The 14,783-nt window shown below is 56.6% G+C and carries 13 protein-coding genes; 5 read left to right on the top strand and 8 right to left on the bottom strand.

Annotated features, from left to right (window positions below):
- Positions 1 to 11 precede the first annotated feature (11 nt).
- Positions 12 to 725, bottom strand: a complete 714-nt coding sequence (hutC, locus tag RGCCGE502_RS30705; RefSeq protein ID WP_016558126.1) for a histidine utilization transcriptional repressor HutC — start codon at positions 723 to 725, stop codon at positions 12 to 14.
- A 224-nt stretch (positions 726 to 949) separates the two neighbouring features.
- Between hutC and RGCCGE502_RS30700 the strand changes: the two genes are divergently transcribed.
- The 4 genes from RGCCGE502_RS30700 (at position 950) to RGCCGE502_RS30685 (ending at position 3,962) form a co-directional block, all read left to right on the top strand.
- Entirely contained in the window at positions 950 to 1,777 is an 828-nt protein-coding gene (locus RGCCGE502_RS30700; protein WP_016558125.1) for a transporter substrate-binding domain-containing protein, read from the top strand.
- A gap of 90 nt (positions 1,778 to 1,867) precedes the next feature.
- Complete coding sequence (locus RGCCGE502_RS30695) at positions 1,868 to 2,509, top strand: amino acid ABC transporter permease (protein ID WP_016558124.1); 642 nt, start codon at positions 1,868 to 1,870, stop codon at positions 2,507 to 2,509.
- Positions 2,506 to 3,174 (top strand): amino acid ABC transporter permease, encoded by a 669-nt coding sequence (locus RGCCGE502_RS30690; protein WP_016558123.1) that lies wholly within the window; start codon positions 2,506 to 2,508, stop codon positions 3,172 to 3,174. The genes RGCCGE502_RS30695 and RGCCGE502_RS30690 overlap by 4 nt, the downstream gene beginning before the upstream one ends.
- On the top strand, positions 3,171 to 3,962 hold the full coding sequence (locus RGCCGE502_RS30685) for an amino acid ABC transporter ATP-binding protein (protein ID WP_016558122.1): 792 nt from the start codon (positions 3,171 to 3,173) through the stop codon (positions 3,960 to 3,962). The genes RGCCGE502_RS30690 and RGCCGE502_RS30685 overlap by 4 nt, the downstream gene beginning before the upstream one ends.
- A gap of 83 nt (positions 3,963 to 4,045) precedes the next feature.
- Here the strand turns inward: RGCCGE502_RS30685 and RGCCGE502_RS30680 are convergent, their stop codons facing one another.
- Together RGCCGE502_RS30680 and RGCCGE502_RS30675 are read right to left on the bottom strand one after the other, a co-directional pair.
- Positions 4,046 to 5,797 (bottom strand): adenylate/guanylate cyclase domain-containing protein, encoded by a 1,752-nt coding sequence (locus tag RGCCGE502_RS30680; RefSeq protein ID WP_016558121.1) that lies wholly within the window; start codon positions 5,795 to 5,797, stop codon positions 4,046 to 4,048.
- Positions 5,798 to 6,193: 396 nt separating this feature from the next.
- Complete coding sequence (locus RGCCGE502_RS30675; RefSeq protein ID WP_016558120.1) at positions 6,194 to 7,117, bottom strand: ArsR/SmtB family transcription factor; 924 nt, start codon at positions 7,115 to 7,117, stop codon at positions 6,194 to 6,196.
- Between the two features lie 402 nt (positions 7,118 to 7,519).
- On the opposite strand from RGCCGE502_RS30675, the gene RGCCGE502_RS30670 reads away from it, so the two are divergent.
- Positions 7,520 to 8,596 (top strand): ABC transporter ATP-binding protein, encoded by a 1,077-nt coding sequence (locus RGCCGE502_RS30670; RefSeq protein ID WP_016558119.1) that lies wholly within the window; start codon positions 7,520 to 7,522, stop codon positions 8,594 to 8,596.
- Positions 8,597 to 8,637: 41 nt separating this feature from the next.
- Here RGCCGE502_RS30670 and RGCCGE502_RS30665 read toward each other — a convergent pair whose 3' ends face one another.
- The 5 genes from RGCCGE502_RS30665 to RGCCGE502_RS30640 all read right to left on the bottom strand — a co-directional run bounded on the left by RGCCGE502_RS30665 (position 8,638) and on the right by RGCCGE502_RS30640 (position 14,688).
- Positions 8,638 to 9,480 (bottom strand): carbohydrate ABC transporter permease, encoded by an 843-nt coding sequence (locus tag RGCCGE502_RS30665; protein ID WP_016558118.1) that lies wholly within the window; start codon positions 9,478 to 9,480, stop codon positions 8,638 to 8,640.
- Positions 9,477 to 10,361 carry a carbohydrate ABC transporter permease gene (locus RGCCGE502_RS30660; RefSeq protein WP_040676008.1) on the bottom strand — a complete coding sequence of 295 codons (885 nt, stop codon included), beginning with the start codon at positions 10,359 to 10,361 and terminating at the stop codon, positions 9,477 to 9,479. Before RGCCGE502_RS30660 ends, RGCCGE502_RS30665 begins: the two co-directional genes overlap by 4 nt.
- 85 nt (positions 10,362 to 10,446) lie before the next feature.
- Positions 10,447 to 11,721: an extracellular solute-binding protein gene (locus RGCCGE502_RS30655; protein ID WP_040676042.1), complete on the bottom strand. Its 1,275-nt coding sequence runs from the start codon at positions 11,719 to 11,721 to the stop codon at positions 10,447 to 10,449.
- A 58-nt stretch (positions 11,722 to 11,779) separates the two neighbouring features.
- Positions 11,780 to 13,288 (bottom strand): arabinosylfuranosidase ArfA, encoded by a 1,509-nt coding sequence (gene arfA, locus RGCCGE502_RS30650; RefSeq protein WP_016558115.1) that lies wholly within the window; start codon positions 13,286 to 13,288, stop codon positions 11,780 to 11,782.
- A 506-nt stretch (positions 13,289 to 13,794) separates the two neighbouring features.
- Positions 13,795 to 14,688, bottom strand: a complete 894-nt coding sequence (locus RGCCGE502_RS30640) for a LysR family transcriptional regulator (protein WP_016558114.1) — start codon at positions 14,686 to 14,688, stop codon at positions 13,795 to 13,797.
- Positions 14,689 to 14,783 lie beyond the last annotated feature (95 nt).

Here is a 14,783-nt window from a genome sequence, read left to right as displayed (position 1 = left end):
GCGCTCCTGAGTTACGCAGGTTTTTCAGCCGGATGAAAGATGCCGGCAAACTGAAAGCGATCTCCGGGATGCGTGATCTCGACATACGTCACCATGCGATCACTCTGCCACGTCTGACGAATGAGGTTCAGGCAGGGCTCCCCACGATCGATCTCAAGAATGCGTGCAGTCGCAGCATCGGCGGAGACTGCCCGGATCACATGTTTGGCCTTAGACCACGGCACTTGGGAGAGGAGCCATTTTGCCGGAGGCGCGGTCGCAAAGCTCTCGTCTCTTGCAAGCGGTACTGTGTCCAGCAATATGATACGCCGCTCGACTGCGGTGGGCTTCCCATCGACGATATGCAAACATTGGATCCTGAGAACTTCGGCTCCCGAGCTACTGTTCACCTGTGCGGCTTCGAGCGAGCCCAAGGTCTCGATCTTTCGTGTCAGTATCTCGTAGCGATGCTCAAAGCCCGCCAAGGTTGCCTCGGTGCCGATATCCTGGATATCCACGACCGTGCGGTCGATCTGCGGCGAGGCGACGAATGAGCCGGCTTTGCGCTTGCGTACGACAAGCCCGCGGTCGACGAGTGCCGTCATCGCCTTGCTTACCGTCATGCGGGAACAGCCATAGTCATCGACGAGGTCATGCTCTCTTGGGATCCTATGACCCGGACGCCAGTCCCCGGCCAGGATCTTCGCCTCGATATCCTTTAATATCCTGAGATAAATTGGCTCCAATACGCGACCCCACCATGTCGCCGGCAAAACGATACACACGCGAAACTCGCGCTCCCGTGAAGCCGTTCGGCACAAAAATTGCTTTCGTCGAGTTTGACGTTGACACCTTAGGCTAGCGCATATCTATTTGTATAGTCAAAAGCGGATCATAGAAATCCGTGCGACGGGACTGAAATCGGGAACTCGAACGCATCTATGGATGCGAAACTGGAGAGATGACAATCATGATCGCACGTTCACTGCTGAAGGGCCTCGTCGGTGCTGCCTTTTTGGTCGCGACGACCCTGTCGGCGCATGCGGCCGATACGCTTGCCGCCGTCAAGGAGGCGGGCACGCTGAAGGTCGGTACGGAAACCGCCTTTGCGCCCTTTGATTTTATCGATGCTGGCGAACATGCTGGCCTGAACGTTGATCTTTTTGCGGAGATCGGCAAGGAACTGAGCGTTAAGATTGAGTGGGTAGCGCTTCCTTGGGATGGCGTGTTCCCGGCTCTCGAAGCCGGCAAGTTCGATGTTGTGGCCGGGCCTGCGACCATCACCAAAAAGCGCATGGAGCGTTACCGCTTCACGCCGCCGATCGCCGAAGCGACCATCGCGATCCTGAAGAAAGCCGGTGACACGACCATCAGCAAGCCGGACGACATCGCCGGTAAGACGATTGGTGTCGGCAAGGCCACCTCGCAGCTCGATCAGTTGAAGGAATTCGCGGCAATGCTGCCATCCAAGGTGGATGTACGCGAATACCCCGCTTTTACCGAATCTTATGCGGATCTCGCCGCCGGTCGTATTGCCGGTGTCGCCAACTCCCTGCCGAACATCGCCTTCGTCGCCAAGCAGCGTGAGGGAACGTTTGAAGTCGTGTTGCCACCATTTGGCAAGAAGTCATACTTCGGCTTCATTGGCTTGAAGGATGCCGACCATGCGCCGCTGATGGACGCGATCGATGCAGCGCTGCTGAAGATCAAGGCTGACGGGCGTATGGCCGAGCTCCAGAAGAAATGGTTTGGCGCCACCTTCGAAACGCCCGATGCCGTCAAGGATCCTGCATTCTGATATTAGACGATCGCAATTTGCGCCCTTTGCGGGGCGCAAATTGCGACGCCAACGTGCCTCCATGACAGCCAGGCGGGCAAAAAGCCGGATATGTCCATCAAACTCTTTGAATTGCTTCTCTATGCGTCGATCTACACGGTGCTGATCAGCGTCGTCTCTATTTTGATCGGCTTTGCCATCGCGATCTTTCTCTCCGGCATGCTCCTGTCGAGGAGAACTGTCTTCGTTGTTCCTGCACAAATCTTCATCAGCTTTTTTCGCGGTGTGCCGCTTCTTGTGCAACTGCTGCTGATCTACAATATGTTGCCTGCGATCGGGCTGAACGTACCAAGCATCGTTGCAGCCATCATCGGACTCTCGCTTTGCACTGCGGCCTATCAGGCGGAAAACATGCGCGGCGGATTTGCCAGCGTCCCTGTCGGTCTCGTGGAGTCGGCTGAAATGGTCGGCTTGACGTCGGGGCAGATCTTCCGCCGTATCAAGGCGCCAATCGCACTAAGGCTGACGTTCCCTGCGTTGGTCAACGAGGCGATCCTGATCCTCAAGGCTTCCTCACTGGTTTCCGTCGTGGGCGTCGTCGAATTGACGCGCATGGCGCAGGATCTCGCAGGCAGCACCTTCCTGCCATTGCAGATCTTTGCTGCTGCGGGCCTCATCTATCTTGCAATCAATTGGATGGTGGCTCTTTCCGGCGACATCATCGAGCGCTCTCTTCCGGGATTACCGCGATGACCTTTGACATCAACGTTATCCTCGACCAATTGCCAGCGATCACAAGGGGCGCCGGCGTCACGATCCTCATTTGGATTGTCGGCACGATTGCCGCGGCGATCCTGGGATTTTTCGTCGCTGTGGGTCGGCGCTTCGGCGGAATGCTTCTCGACAAGGCGCTCGGCTTTGTCGTCGCGGTCTTGCGCGGGACGCCGTTCCTCATCCAGATCTTTCTGGTCTACTATGGAGGACCCTTCATTGGTTTGTCTCTCGATCCCCTGCCGGCGGGCTTGATCGGCATCTCGATTTACGGCGCCGCGTACTATAGCGAGATCTTTCGATCCGGCTTCATGGCGGTTCCCAAGGGCCACATCGAGGCTGGTGAATGCGTAGGCCTGACGCAGTGGCAGATCATCCGGCGTATCCTGTTGCCTGAGATGACCATGCTCGTGCTCCCTCCGTCTTTGAACATGGCAGTCCTTCTGATGAAGGAAACGGCCGTCCTTTCGATCATTACTGTTGGGGAGTTGACGGCAACACTGAGCGCGATCGGAGCACAGCAATATGCCTTCGTCGAAGCTCTCTCGGCACTTGCACTCTTCTATTGGGTGCTCGTCGAGATCACCGGCCGGCTTGGCCGCCTTGTAGAAACGAAATACGCCAGATTCAGGTTTCACAACGCATGACCTTCCCAGCGATCGCAGTCAAAAATCTCGTCAAGAAGTTTGGGGATACGACAGTCCTCCAGAACATCGACCTCGAGATCCCGCAAGGCCAGGTCTCCTGCCTGATCGGCCCATCAGGCTCCGGCAAGAGTACACTTCTTCGTTGCATGGCCTTTCTCGAAGAAGCAACGTCTGGAACCATTACGGTCAACGGCGAAATCCTGGGCTTCACCGAAAACACCAAGGGGCTGCGGGAGCGCGTCGCTCCTGCCGCTAACCGTGCGATCCGAGCCCAGGTCGGCATGGTGTTCCAACAATTTAATCTCTGGCCGCACATGACTGCGCTCGGAAATGTGAGCGAGGCGCTGAAGACCGTCCGGAAGATGAGCCGCAAGGATGCTGAAGAGCGAGCCATGGCGCAACTTGTAAAAGTCGGGCTTGAAGCCCGGGCAGGACACTATCCGTCGCAGCTTTCCGGTGGACAACAACAGCGCGTGGCCATCGCCCGAGCGCTTGCCCTCAAGCCGAAAATCATGCTTTTCGACGAGCCGACATCCTCCCTCGACCCGGAATTGACCGGGGAAGTGCTAAACGTCATGCGCGATCTCGCCACCGAGGGAATGACGATGGTCGTCGTGTCGCACGAGATTGGCTTTGCGGCCACCGTCGGGCAGCAGATCGCCTTCCTTGACCACGGCAAGATAGTCTTTACAGGCCCTCCAAAAGAGGTCTTCAGAAAGCCGCGCAATGCGCGTCTTGAGCAGTTTCTCGACACTTACCTGGATCGCGGCGCGTCGATGTTGCTGTGAAGGCACCGAACCCAAGGCGCCTGATATCGACCACTCTTCGCGCCGCCGTGAGGGCGATCGGGTCTCGAGCTCAATCCAACCCGTCAATTCAGGCCGGCACGGGCAAGTCCCTCGATCAGGCGCGCCCGATCCTCGGTACGGACGAAAGAGGATGTCGCTCCGAGCGCCTCCCGTGAGATGTCAGGGACCAGGGACTTGAGCCGTCCGAGCAAGTCCGTGGCAGCCTCGTGGTTGTTTAGAAGTCCAGCACAGGCGGTGCCGACAACCAGCGGAACCGCGTGGCCGGGCCGCAAGCGATGCGCCTCCAGTGCATAACTCAATCCAAGCTCGTAATTCGCGCCCTGGAAGTAAGCCATGGCGTAGTAGAACTGGAAGTCGCCGAGAAACGCCTCGCGCGGGCTCAATTTGAGCGCGTAATCGATGCAAGGAATGGCGTCCCCCGCACGGCCCCCGTTGGCATGCGCAAGTCCCAACTGGCCGTGTGCAAAAGCGGAGTTGGGGTTGATCGCGACAGCCTGGCTGATCGCTGCCGTCGCCAGGATATTGTCACGCGTCGCAAAGGCTATCATCGCCTGCGCAAGGTAAGCCCACGGTTCCTTGTCGTCCGCGGCAATGGCTTGTTGAACGATATCCCTGGCAAGGGTCAGGGCGCGTCCCATGTCCTCCCACCCCTGAAATGCGCGCCATATCGTAATCCAACCTTTCATGGCGAGCGCCTGGGCATAATCGGGAGCTAGTCCGATTGCCCGATCGAGCAGGGGGAGCATCTTCCGGCTGCTCTCCTCAGACAACTGGGAACACAGGAACACCGCCCGCACGACACATTCCCAGGCATCAAGGCCATGATGCGGCTTGGGGCTTTCGCGGGCATGCTCTGCCGCCAAGAGTTCCGGCCCGATGCGGCCGACGACGCTTGCCGTGATTTCGTCCTGAATGACGAAGATGTCGACGAGGTCGCCATCGTACCTCTCGGCCCAGAGATGGGCTTCAGAGGTCGCATCGATGAGCTGCGCGGTCACCCTCACGCGGTTGCCGGACTTACGGACACTCCCCTCGAGAACGTAGCGGATCCCGAGTTCGCGCCCGATGGCCCGCACATCCACGGGTTTTCCCTTGTAGGTGAACATCGTGTTGCGAGCAATCACGAAGAAGCCCCTGAGCTTGCATAGCGCGGTGGTGATGTCCTCGGTGAGCCCATCGCAGAAGAAGTCCTGCTCGGGGCCCATGGCGTTGAACGGCAGCACGGCAATGGATGGTCGCTCCGGAAGTGCGGGCCTGGGCGATGCCGTTCGTGCGGTCGTCCCTTCCAGAAGGGCGCGGTACAGTCGTACGGGCCGCTCCATATTCTTGAGCGCGCGTTCGCCCAGGTACTCGTAGTCGCAGTCAAGCTTCCCCTGTAGGTGATCGTACGCTGTGCCGGAAATGCAAATGCCGCCTGGATCCGCCAACGTCTGGAGACGGGCCGCGATGTTGACGCCATCGCCGTAGAGATCCCCATCAACCTCGCGGATCACGTCACCGAGATTGACGCCGATCCGGAAGATTATGAGTCGCTCCGTTGGGATGTCAGCCTGGTCTTTGGCAACGCCCCTCTGGATGGCGATCGCGCAGGCGACGGCATCGACGACCGAGCCGAACTCCACGAGCGCCCCGTCGCCCATCAGCTTGACAATACGGCCCTGATGCTCGGCCAGCAGCGGATCGATCACCTCCCGGCGCAGAACCTTCAGGGCCGACAACGTCCCAGCCTCGTCATGTTCGACGAGGCGGGAATAGCCGACGACGTCAGCGATCAGGATCGCGGCCAGCCGCCGCTCTGCTCTTGCAGGTGCCATGGCTGTCTCCCCCTCAGGAGATCCGCCGTGAAGCCCAGGCGAGGGACACGACATGCACCATCCGGCTGCGTCAACACCGCGACCGTGCTGTTTCATGATACCACTGAGACGGTCATGTGGCGACGCTTCACGAGAGTGCCGCCCTCAACAGGAGAACGATCTACGAAGCGGTCACTGCAAGGGGCCTGCTGCAGTCAATAGAAGGTCGGTGTCATTCGAAGTAAGGGGCCGCCTCCTGGCGGCGAGTCCATCTGCGACCTGGGGCAACGAGGTCACCGTTGAACTTGGAAAGATCCGAAGGTTTGATCCGGTTAACCTGATCTACATGCTTGCCTTTAAGTCGCTTTGTCGCCGAGATAGAAGGCGCGAGAACCAGACGGGCTAGCTGGCCCGGTGTCAGACATGGAGACGCATGACAATATCACGCCCATGGTTTCCAAATCCGCGGCCGAAAATATTAACGCCGCCGGTGTGAATGGCATTATCCGCGATGCCGACTCTAAGCCGAATAGAAGAGTGTTGGGCCAGTGCGAGATCGCTGAGGGTCACGCCCGATGCGGCTATGCCGTCAATAGATGTCCCTTGCGGGGATATTCGCCAGGTTTTCATGGCTCCATATTGCGATCCCTCGAGCTTCCACCACGGTGGAGTGAACGTACCGCGCTTGTCGCCAAAATCACCCGGTGATGTCCAGGTTCCAATAGCTATGCCATTGACCCAAAGCGTGATGTCCGAGGGCCAGTCGGCATTGGTGCCTGGCACTTCTGAAGAGAGTTCCAAAGAAAATTCGGCAGCACGGATGTCCTTGTTGAGGACCCTGGCGTTGTTGGGAAATTTATATTCCACATACCCCCTGCCGAACCAGATGAGCCCTGCCTGCATGCGCTGTGGGTCAAGAAAATAGTCAGGGACATCGAGGGGCCCTATGACGCTCTCGGTGGAACAAAGACCACAAGGTGCATGGACGTCGCAACTCGTATAAAGGCCGACTGGCATCTCGACTTCGATAGTATCGTTGGCCCTCTGGGCAGCAGTTTCTTCAAAGCTGATGAGAATCTCGCTGTAGAGCGCAGAGCAGATTTTTTGGTTTCCCTTGCGGGCTTTGGCCAAGCGCGCCTCGACCAGGCCCGCGTCTTCCAAGATTTGGACCCCGGTCGCAACGGTTGACTGTGGCAGGGAAAGAGTGCGAGCGATATCGTTGATATTCATCGGGCCTCTGGCGCAAAGCAGCTTCAGCATCTCAATTCGCACGGGCGCCGACAGGGCGCGGATCGCGTCTTTGTTCTCACCCGCGGCAATCGTCAAAAACGCGCGTTCCATCAGCCGTCCCCTTTTCCCGTTTCAGATGTATATCGGAATTTATGATGCAGCAAGTGACCGCGCGAGTCGGCAGGCCGCCAACGGCTACGATGGCCGGTGTAGATCGCCAACCGTTGAATTAGATATACAGTCGACGATTTAGCAGCAGAACAATCTCATTTCGCGGGAATGGTTATCTCCGGTGGCCGCGATTAAGGCTCTATTGGCCCTAAAGGTGCCTGTCAGCCTTTGCTCGAGGATCACAAGTGTGGGTTTATCTGCCGATCGGCAAGCTTGGTTGTTAGAGGTCTGCGTACCTCCGGATGTTCCACGCGAATTGCTGCAGGGCCTTCGGGTGCGAAACCAGAGTATCTTGACTTCTGGTATATACCGGGAAGAATGGTTCAATAGCGGGAGGAACCAATGGCTGAGATCAAGCTTGAAAATGTCTCTAAAAGCTTCGGCAACGTTAAGGTCATCGAGGATATATCACTCACAGTAGGATCCGGGGAACTTGTCGTTTTTCTCGGGCCTTCGGGTTCGGGAAAATCCACCTTGCTGCGCATGATCGCGGGTCTTGAAGCCATAACCAGTGGAACGCTGAGTATTAACGGTGTGCGGAGCGAGAGGCTAGCCCCAGGCCAGCGCGGCCTGGCCATGGTTTTTCAGAACTATGCTCTTTATCCTCACATGACCGTTAGAGAGAATATGGCGTTTGGCCTGCGAAACATTGGCATCTCGAATAGCGATATCGATGTGCGCGTCGCGGAAGCGGCGAGGATGCTCGAGATGGAAAACCTGCTTGGACGCCGTCCCGCTCAGCTTTCAGGTGGCCAACGCCAGCGCGTGGCTATCGGTCGTGCGATCGTCAAGGATCCGACAGCGTTTCTCCTTGACGAGCCGCTTTCCAATCTTGATGCCGCACTGCGGGTTCGCACTCGCGTCGAACTAGCTGAGCTTCACCAGCGTATGAAGACAACAATGATCTATGTGACGCACGATCAGACTGAGGCGATGACGCTTGCCGACAGGATCGTCGTACTCAACAATTGCCGAATTGAACAGGTCGGTACGCCGATGGAAGTCTATCTCAAGCCGGCATCGCGCTTCGTCGCCGGATTTGTCGGCAGCCCAGCGATGAATTTTCTTCCCGTCGATGTCTTATCTGGCGGACAGATGCGGCTGGGAGACGGGACCGAGCTGGAAACTGCATCGCATCCGCTCGGCCCTGGCCGATTTGAACTTGGCGTCAGACCGGAAGCGATACGAGTTGGAGGAAATGCAGGTGCAAGCGCACAAGTCTGTGAGGCTAAGGTCGGCGTCGTCGAACGGCTTGGTGATCGAACGCTTCTCTATTGCACCCTGAAAGACGGGACCGATGTGATTGCCCAAGACGCAGGTCGCTGCAATGTCCAGCCGGGTGACATGGTTATAATCTCCTTCGATACGAGCTCGGTGCACCTCTTCGATCAGGAGGGCAAAGCTCATCACTTGCAATAATGAGTTCTTCCCAAGATCGCAGAGGAAGCTACCGGACAACTTTATCCCTTTATGCCGGCCGATAGGGTGATGGCTTCTGTCACTCGGCGCTGGAACACAAGATAGGCGATCGCGACGGGCAGGCCGGCAAGCACAGCAGCAGAGAGTTGTCTGGCATAATAGACACCGAATGCGTCATTGACCTGAGTGATACCTACGGTGATGGTCATCAATTCAGTCTGCGTCACGGCCAGAAACGGCCAAAGAAACGCATTCCATGACCAGATGAACGTGACGATGGCAAGTGCCGCCGTTACCCCCCAGTTCATCGGCATGTAGACACGCGTCAGAATACGCCACTCTGAGGCATTGTCCATGACGGCGGCCTCGCGGAAATCTTTTGGCACTCCGTCAAAGAACTGCTTGTAGACGATAATTATCACCGGATGGATCAATTGCGGAAGGACGATGCCGCTCCAGGTGTTCAGAAGCCCGAGGCTTGCCATCAGTTCGAAGTGATTGACGATCATGGTTTGCATGGGAACCATGAAACTCGCCAGGATTAGCCACCAGAGTGGTCGTCGGAGCGGAAACTCGAGTTGCGATATGGCATAGCCGCAAAGCAAGGATGAGGCCACGGTCAGCACCGTAATTGCGGAAGCCGTGACAATCGAGTTCAGGTACCAGGTGCCGATCTGGGTCTGTGTTAGCGCGAAGACATAATGTGATAGAGTGAATGTATCGGGCCACAATTCAATATACGGCCGCACCACCTCATCTTCCGGTTTCAGTGATGAGATGACTCCCCAGTATAGCGGAAATGCCCAAAGCAACGCGATGATCACGGTTGACAACGTAATGGCGAATCCCGCGAGATTGAGCCGATTGGCCGTCGCCAGGGTCATCGCGCACCTCCTTTTGACAACCGTGTGAGTTGGAAATTGATCACAGACACGCCGATGACAATAATGAACAGGACGACGGCCGCTGCGGCCGCGCGCCCACCCTGGTCGGACTGGAAGGCCCGCTGGAAGACATAGTAGACAAGAACGAGGTTGTCGTTTGGACGGCCACCCGTCGAAAACAGATAGACCTGGTCAAAGATCTTCATTTGCAAGATTAGCTGGATGGTGAGGACGAGTGCCGTGATCGGCCACATCAACGGCCAGGTGATACGACGGAATGTTGCCCAGGTACTGGCATTGTCGAGTGCAGCCGCTTCGTAGATTTCGGCGGGAATCGCGCGAAGACCCGCAAGAAACAGGAGAATGGAGAACCCGGCGGTCCACCAAATGGTAATGAAGGCAACAGCTGGCATGAACCAGCTTGTTGACTTAAAAACCGGTACCCGGCTTATCCCCAGGATGTCGAAGAGGTACATTGCAATGCCGAATTGGAAATTCAGGGTCCAGTCCCAGATCAGGTAAACAACTGATACGGGGAGGATATAGGGAAGAAAGAAAAGCGCGAGCACGAATGCCTGTAGCCGTCCTTGAAGCCGATTTATGCCGAGCGCGATAGCAAAAGCAGTGAAGGTTCCAGGCACGACCGTCAGCAAAACAAAATAGGCCGTGTTCCACAATGCAACGTTGAAGCGTCGTTCGCCCCAGAGACGCGCGTAGTTCTCGAGACCGACAAAGGACCCGCGGCCTATGAGCGGTGCATCGGTGAAGCTGATCATAAAAAGTCGGATTGTCGGGTAGATGAAGACCAGACCATAGATTGCGACAAAAGGCGCAACCAACATGGCGGCCATCAAAGCCTCACTTCGTTTGTTCCTTAGCATGATTGTCGCAAGCTTCCTGCGTTCAGATAAAATCGCGAGCCTTGCCGTCAGGTCGCTGCATCGCCGCGACCTGACGCAGGACCGATCAAAGATCGTTGAGTTCGGACTTTATTTCCTTGACGGCTTTAGCCGGATCCATCTCGTTGTTGAGGGTGGGGACGAAGTAAGTCGACATCACGTCGAAGATCGGGCCTGCCACGCCGGCAAGAGGGGTCTTCGGATCGAAGATCATGTTGGCTGTCAGCGAAGAATAGCTGGCGTTCGGCTCCATTGCCTTGTATTCCGCACTTGCCGTGACGGGGCCGTATGCTGGGATGTGGCCGGCACTTGCCCAGTACAGCGAGTGCTTCGACAGCCACGAAATAACTTCAAGGACCGCCTTTTTCTTCTCCGCCGTCATTTCCTTCCCTTTGTTGGCTGGAATCGCGAACGTATGGCTATCTGCGTAGGTTGACGGATGTTTGAAAAGCACCGGAAGCTCGACAGCGCCCCATTCAAACAGTTTGCCCTGCTTCTTGAGGTCAACCATGGTTGGCACTTCCCAAACCCCGTTGATCATCATCGCGGCTTCGCCTGAAGTGAAAAGTGCGACAGTCGCGGGATAGTCGGTATAGGAGGACTGCAGGCCGTCTTTGGTCCAGCCCTGCAGAAGGGCGAGCGCGTTTTGCAGTTTTTCCCCGTTGTCGCCAGCGAGGAATTCGCCGCCGGTTAGAAGCTCTCCATCCTGCTGCCCCATCAAGGAGTACACTGTTCGGAACATGAAGTTGCCGTCAGCGGTCACGGATCCAAGCGGGAATTTTACCCCGGCGTCCTTTAACCCTTTCAAGGTCGCCTCGAAATTCGCGGCGCTGTCCAGCCCTTTGGGCTTGCCAGCCTCGGTCAGCAGCCCCGCTTTGGCCAGGAGATCCTTGTTGTAGTAGAGCACGATCGGATGGGTGTCGAAGGGGACTGCGTATTGCTTCGAGTCGATTGATACGGCATTCCATGTCGTGTCGGCATAGTCACTCTTCGCCAGACCCATCTTCGTCCAGTCATCCGGGGTAATCTCTTGAAGGATCCCCTGTTTGACGGCCAGCGGAATGCGGCTGGCATGATAGGTCATGATGTCAGGCGCTTCCCCTACCGATGCAGCCGTCTGAACCTTGGAATAGAACGGAGTGCCCCATTCCAGCGTCGTCGCCTCGATCTTGATGCTCCCCTCGTGGGCTTTGTTAAAATCTGAGATAAGCTGCTTCATGCGTACTCCGTCACCACCGCTGAGGAAATCCCACCAGGCGACGGTTTCCTGTGCATGGGCAGAGGACGCGAGCAATGACGTTGCGACCAGCACGCACTTCGCAAATCTGAGCATTCTAGGCATCATATTCTCCTCCCGTTCGCTCACGGCCTCCCGCCGCGCGCTAAGCCTCATTCCGAAATCAAAGCTTAATCCTGATCATCGAATAAGAGTATGGAGGTATGGTAACCTCCACGCCCTTATCGGAGATTTTCGCACCATCAATCTTGATCGGCGTTACGGTGTCCGGCGCCTCCTTGGTATTGGATGCTTCAAGATCGTCGTTCTTGATAAGCGTATGCTCTACGTTGCGGGCTTTGCCGAAACCTTCGATAGACAAATCAATTGTCATGGCTTCTTCGCCATAGCGGTTGATGGCAAAGAAAGTCAGCGTGCCGGAGTCTGCGTCATGAACGCCGGCGATGTCCAAGTAGGATACATCGGCGGCGACATCGGCGTCGTAACGCGGGCAATCGACATCGAGACGAAGAGCGGTTCCGCGTCCATGGTTCGACGCAAACTGGAACGGATAATAGATGGTTTGGCGCCAGGCAGCGCCACCCGGCGCCGTCATGATCGGTGCGATAACATTAACCAGCTGGGCTATACAAGCGATCCGAACGACGTCTGCCCGGCGGATAAACGTGTTGAGGATACAGCCAACCTGTAGCACGTCCTCGAAATTGTAGACGTCTTCCAGCAGAACCGGCGCGTGCGGCCAATCCCATTGCTTCATGCGCTTTGCGTCGCTGCGACGCTCGTGATACCAGACGTTCCATTCATCAAATGAAATACGAACGGTCTTCTTCGAGCGCTTTTTCGCCTTCACGTAGTCGATGACGCCACTGACCGTGCCGATATAACGGTCAAGTTTTTCTGGCAAAGCCAGAAATTCCGACGTCTTTTTCTCGTAGTTCTCGAAATACATGTGCAGGGAGATGTAGTCGACCTGATCGTAGGTTTCTTCTAGAACCGTAGCTTCCCACTGCGGGTAAGTCGGCATGTCTGAATGCGAGGAGCCGCAAACGACAAGTTCCAACTTATCGTCAAAGGCGCGCAGCGCCTTCGCTGTCTCGTTCGCGAGATGACCATATTCCGCAGCAGTTTTGTGGCCAACTTGCCAAGGGCCGTCCATCTCGTTGCCGAGACACCAAAGCGTGACATTCCAGGGATCAGCCTGTCCATTCTTGCGGCGAAGGTCGGACCAGTAGCTGCCCCCCGGATGGTTGACGTATTCAACGAAGTTGCGCGCTGCATCCAGGCCGCGCGAACCGAGATTGACGGCAAGCATCATCTCAGTTTCGGCAGCTTTTGCCCAATCCGCAAATTCGTGAATACCGACCTGATTGGATTCGGCCGTGCGCCAGGCCAGATCGAGGCGGGTCGGACGGTCACTCTTGCGGCCGATGCCGTCTTCCCAATTGTAGGCCGAAACAAAATTTCCGCCTGGATAGCGGCAGATTGGCGTGTTGAGATTACGAACCAGATCGAGAACGTCCTGGCGCATGCCGTTCTCGTCAGCGGTCGGGTGACCAGGCTCGTAGATGCCCGTATAGACAGCGCGACCAAGATGTTCGAGAAAGGAACCGTATAATCTCTTGTCGATATCACCAATCGTGTAGCGCGCGTGCGCTGTTACTTGAGCCTTCATGCTCCCCCCAAGCGTTTGTATCAGAAAGTTTGGTTTATATCCGTTCGTTGCATAGTAAATGCTCAGCAAGACGCTCTCGTCAAGGGGTATCTTGCCCCTTTCTACAGAGTGCGGTTTGAGATCGATGCATCACACGTAATCGACTAGCGACAAATGACGTTGCCAGGATGGGGCTACCAACATCGAACAGATGCCGATACTCCGAAGTGCCGCGAGAAAGGCAACCGCAAAGACCGCGTCTCAGAGATTGCCCGCTGGCTCGCTAATGAAGGCGCGATTGTCATCACGGGCGCGACCGGGCTAAGACGGAAGGCGTCGCCGCGACTTCTCAGGGAGGGCCGGGTCTTTGCGGCGACCGGCGCATCTCACGAATGACTGCGAGCAGGTGAGGGCTGTATCGCAGCCTCACTTTGCCAGAGCGAGGGCCCCTTTTCACTCGTTGTACTGCGTTGGGCGAAAATCATTGCGCCCCTTGATTGGGAAATTGCTTGTTTAAACAAGGCAGTCTAGCTGCCCACGAGATCCTGTATCAACTCACGGATCCAATGATGGCCTTGATGCCCGTGGGTGCGCTCGTGCCATATGAGCTCCACCTGAAACCGTTCCGAGAGCCATGGAACGTCCATCCAATCGAATTGGGTCAAACGGTTCAGCATCAGTCGTCGCGGCACTAATGCAACAAGGTCACTGCTTGCTACGATGTCTGGAATAGCGAGGAACGACGCGGCAGAAGCAACAATAGCGCGGTGGTAACCAAATGCCTCCAGGGTGACGTCGACCGGAGTTGCGAACCCGCCACCTGAAGGAGAGACGATTACTTGCTCCAGTCCGGCAAAGCCCTCGGCTGTCATCCCGCCCTCGATCCGAGAGTGACCTTTTCGGCCGATCAGGACGTAGGTCTCTTCAAACAGGTGCCGGGTGCGCAGATGTGGCTGATAGGGGTCGGGAGTGGCAATGGCCAGATCGACGTCACCATCCGCCAATTGCTGAGCTAAACTTGCCGGGGCTAGGCGATGAACTGCGACGCGTATCTTGGGAGCTTGCCCGCGCAATGCTACGATCAGAGGCGTCACCACGGCAGCTTCGACATAGTCCGTGCAGGCGATCGATAAAGTCAGCTCAGTCGTCGTCGGTGAGAAGCTATCATGGCCCTGCAGCGTGCCCCGGAGCTGGTCCAACGAGGTCCGGAGCGGTCCCAGCAGGTCAAGCGCCTTGGTAGTCGGAATCATGCCACGATGCATCGGCAGGAGCAGAGGATCCTTGAACAGGTCACGAAGACGGTTCAGCTGAGCGCTGAGCGCCGGTTGGCTCAGACCAAGGCGAGCCGCGGCCTTTGTGACGTTCCGCTCAACAAGCAAAGCTTCAAGGCTGACAAGAAGATTGAGATCGACGCGCTTCATATCCATGGCATGGATAGTAGCGGAAAAATGAATAGATTTCACGTATAGTCTGAATTCTGCGATTTACTTTCTGGGAGCGCCATTCAGGCCGCTTC

The organism is Rhizobium grahamii CCGE 502, from assembly GCF_000298315.2.
Classification (GTDB): domain Bacteria; phylum Pseudomonadota; class Alphaproteobacteria; order Rhizobiales; family Rhizobiaceae; genus Rhizobium; species Rhizobium grahamii.
The sequence above is the reverse complement of the archived record's forward strand: the minus strand, read 5'-3'. Positions and strand labels throughout refer to the sequence as shown.

Bases quoted from the DNA above. Each gene is read 5' to 3' on its own strand.
- RGCCGE502_RS30700 (WP_016558125.1), top strand. From the start codon at position 950: ATGATCGCACGTTCACTGCTGAAGGGCCTCGTCGGTGCTGCCTTTTTG.
- RGCCGE502_RS30695 (WP_016558124.1), top strand. From the start codon at position 1,868: ATGTCCATCAAACTCTTTGAATTGCTTCTCTATGCGTCGATCTACACG.
- RGCCGE502_RS30690 (WP_016558123.1), top strand. From the start codon at position 2,506: ATGACCTTTGACATCAACGTTATCCTCGACCAATTGCCAGCGATCACA.
- RGCCGE502_RS30685 (WP_016558122.1), top strand. From the start codon at position 3,171: ATGACCTTCCCAGCGATCGCAGTCAAAAATCTCGTCAAGAAGTTTGGG.
- RGCCGE502_RS30680 (WP_016558121.1), bottom strand. From the start codon at position 5,797: ATGGCACCTGCAAGAGCAGAGCGGCGGCTGGCCGCGATCCTGATCGCT.
- RGCCGE502_RS30675 (WP_016558120.1), bottom strand. From the start codon at position 7,117: ATGGAACGCGCGTTTTTGACGATTGCCGCGGGTGAGAACAAAGACGCG.
- RGCCGE502_RS30670 (WP_016558119.1), top strand. From the start codon at position 7,520: ATGGCTGAGATCAAGCTTGAAAATGTCTCTAAAAGCTTCGGCAACGTT.
- RGCCGE502_RS30665 (WP_016558118.1), bottom strand. From the start codon at position 9,480: ATGACCCTGGCGACGGCCAATCGGCTCAATCTCGCGGGATTCGCCATT.
- RGCCGE502_RS30660 (WP_040676008.1), bottom strand. From the start codon at position 10,361: ATGCTAAGGAACAAACGAAGTGAGGCTTTGATGGCCGCCATGTTGGTT.
- RGCCGE502_RS30655 (WP_040676042.1), bottom strand. From the start codon at position 11,721: ATGCCTAGAATGCTCAGATTTGCGAAGTGCGTGCTGGTCGCAACGTCA.
- arfA (WP_016558115.1), bottom strand. From the start codon at position 13,288: ATGAAGGCTCAAGTAACAGCGCACGCGCGCTACACGATTGGTGATATC.
- RGCCGE502_RS30640 (WP_016558114.1), bottom strand. From the start codon at position 14,688: ATGAAGCGCGTCGATCTCAATCTTCTTGTCAGCCTTGAAGCTTTGCTT.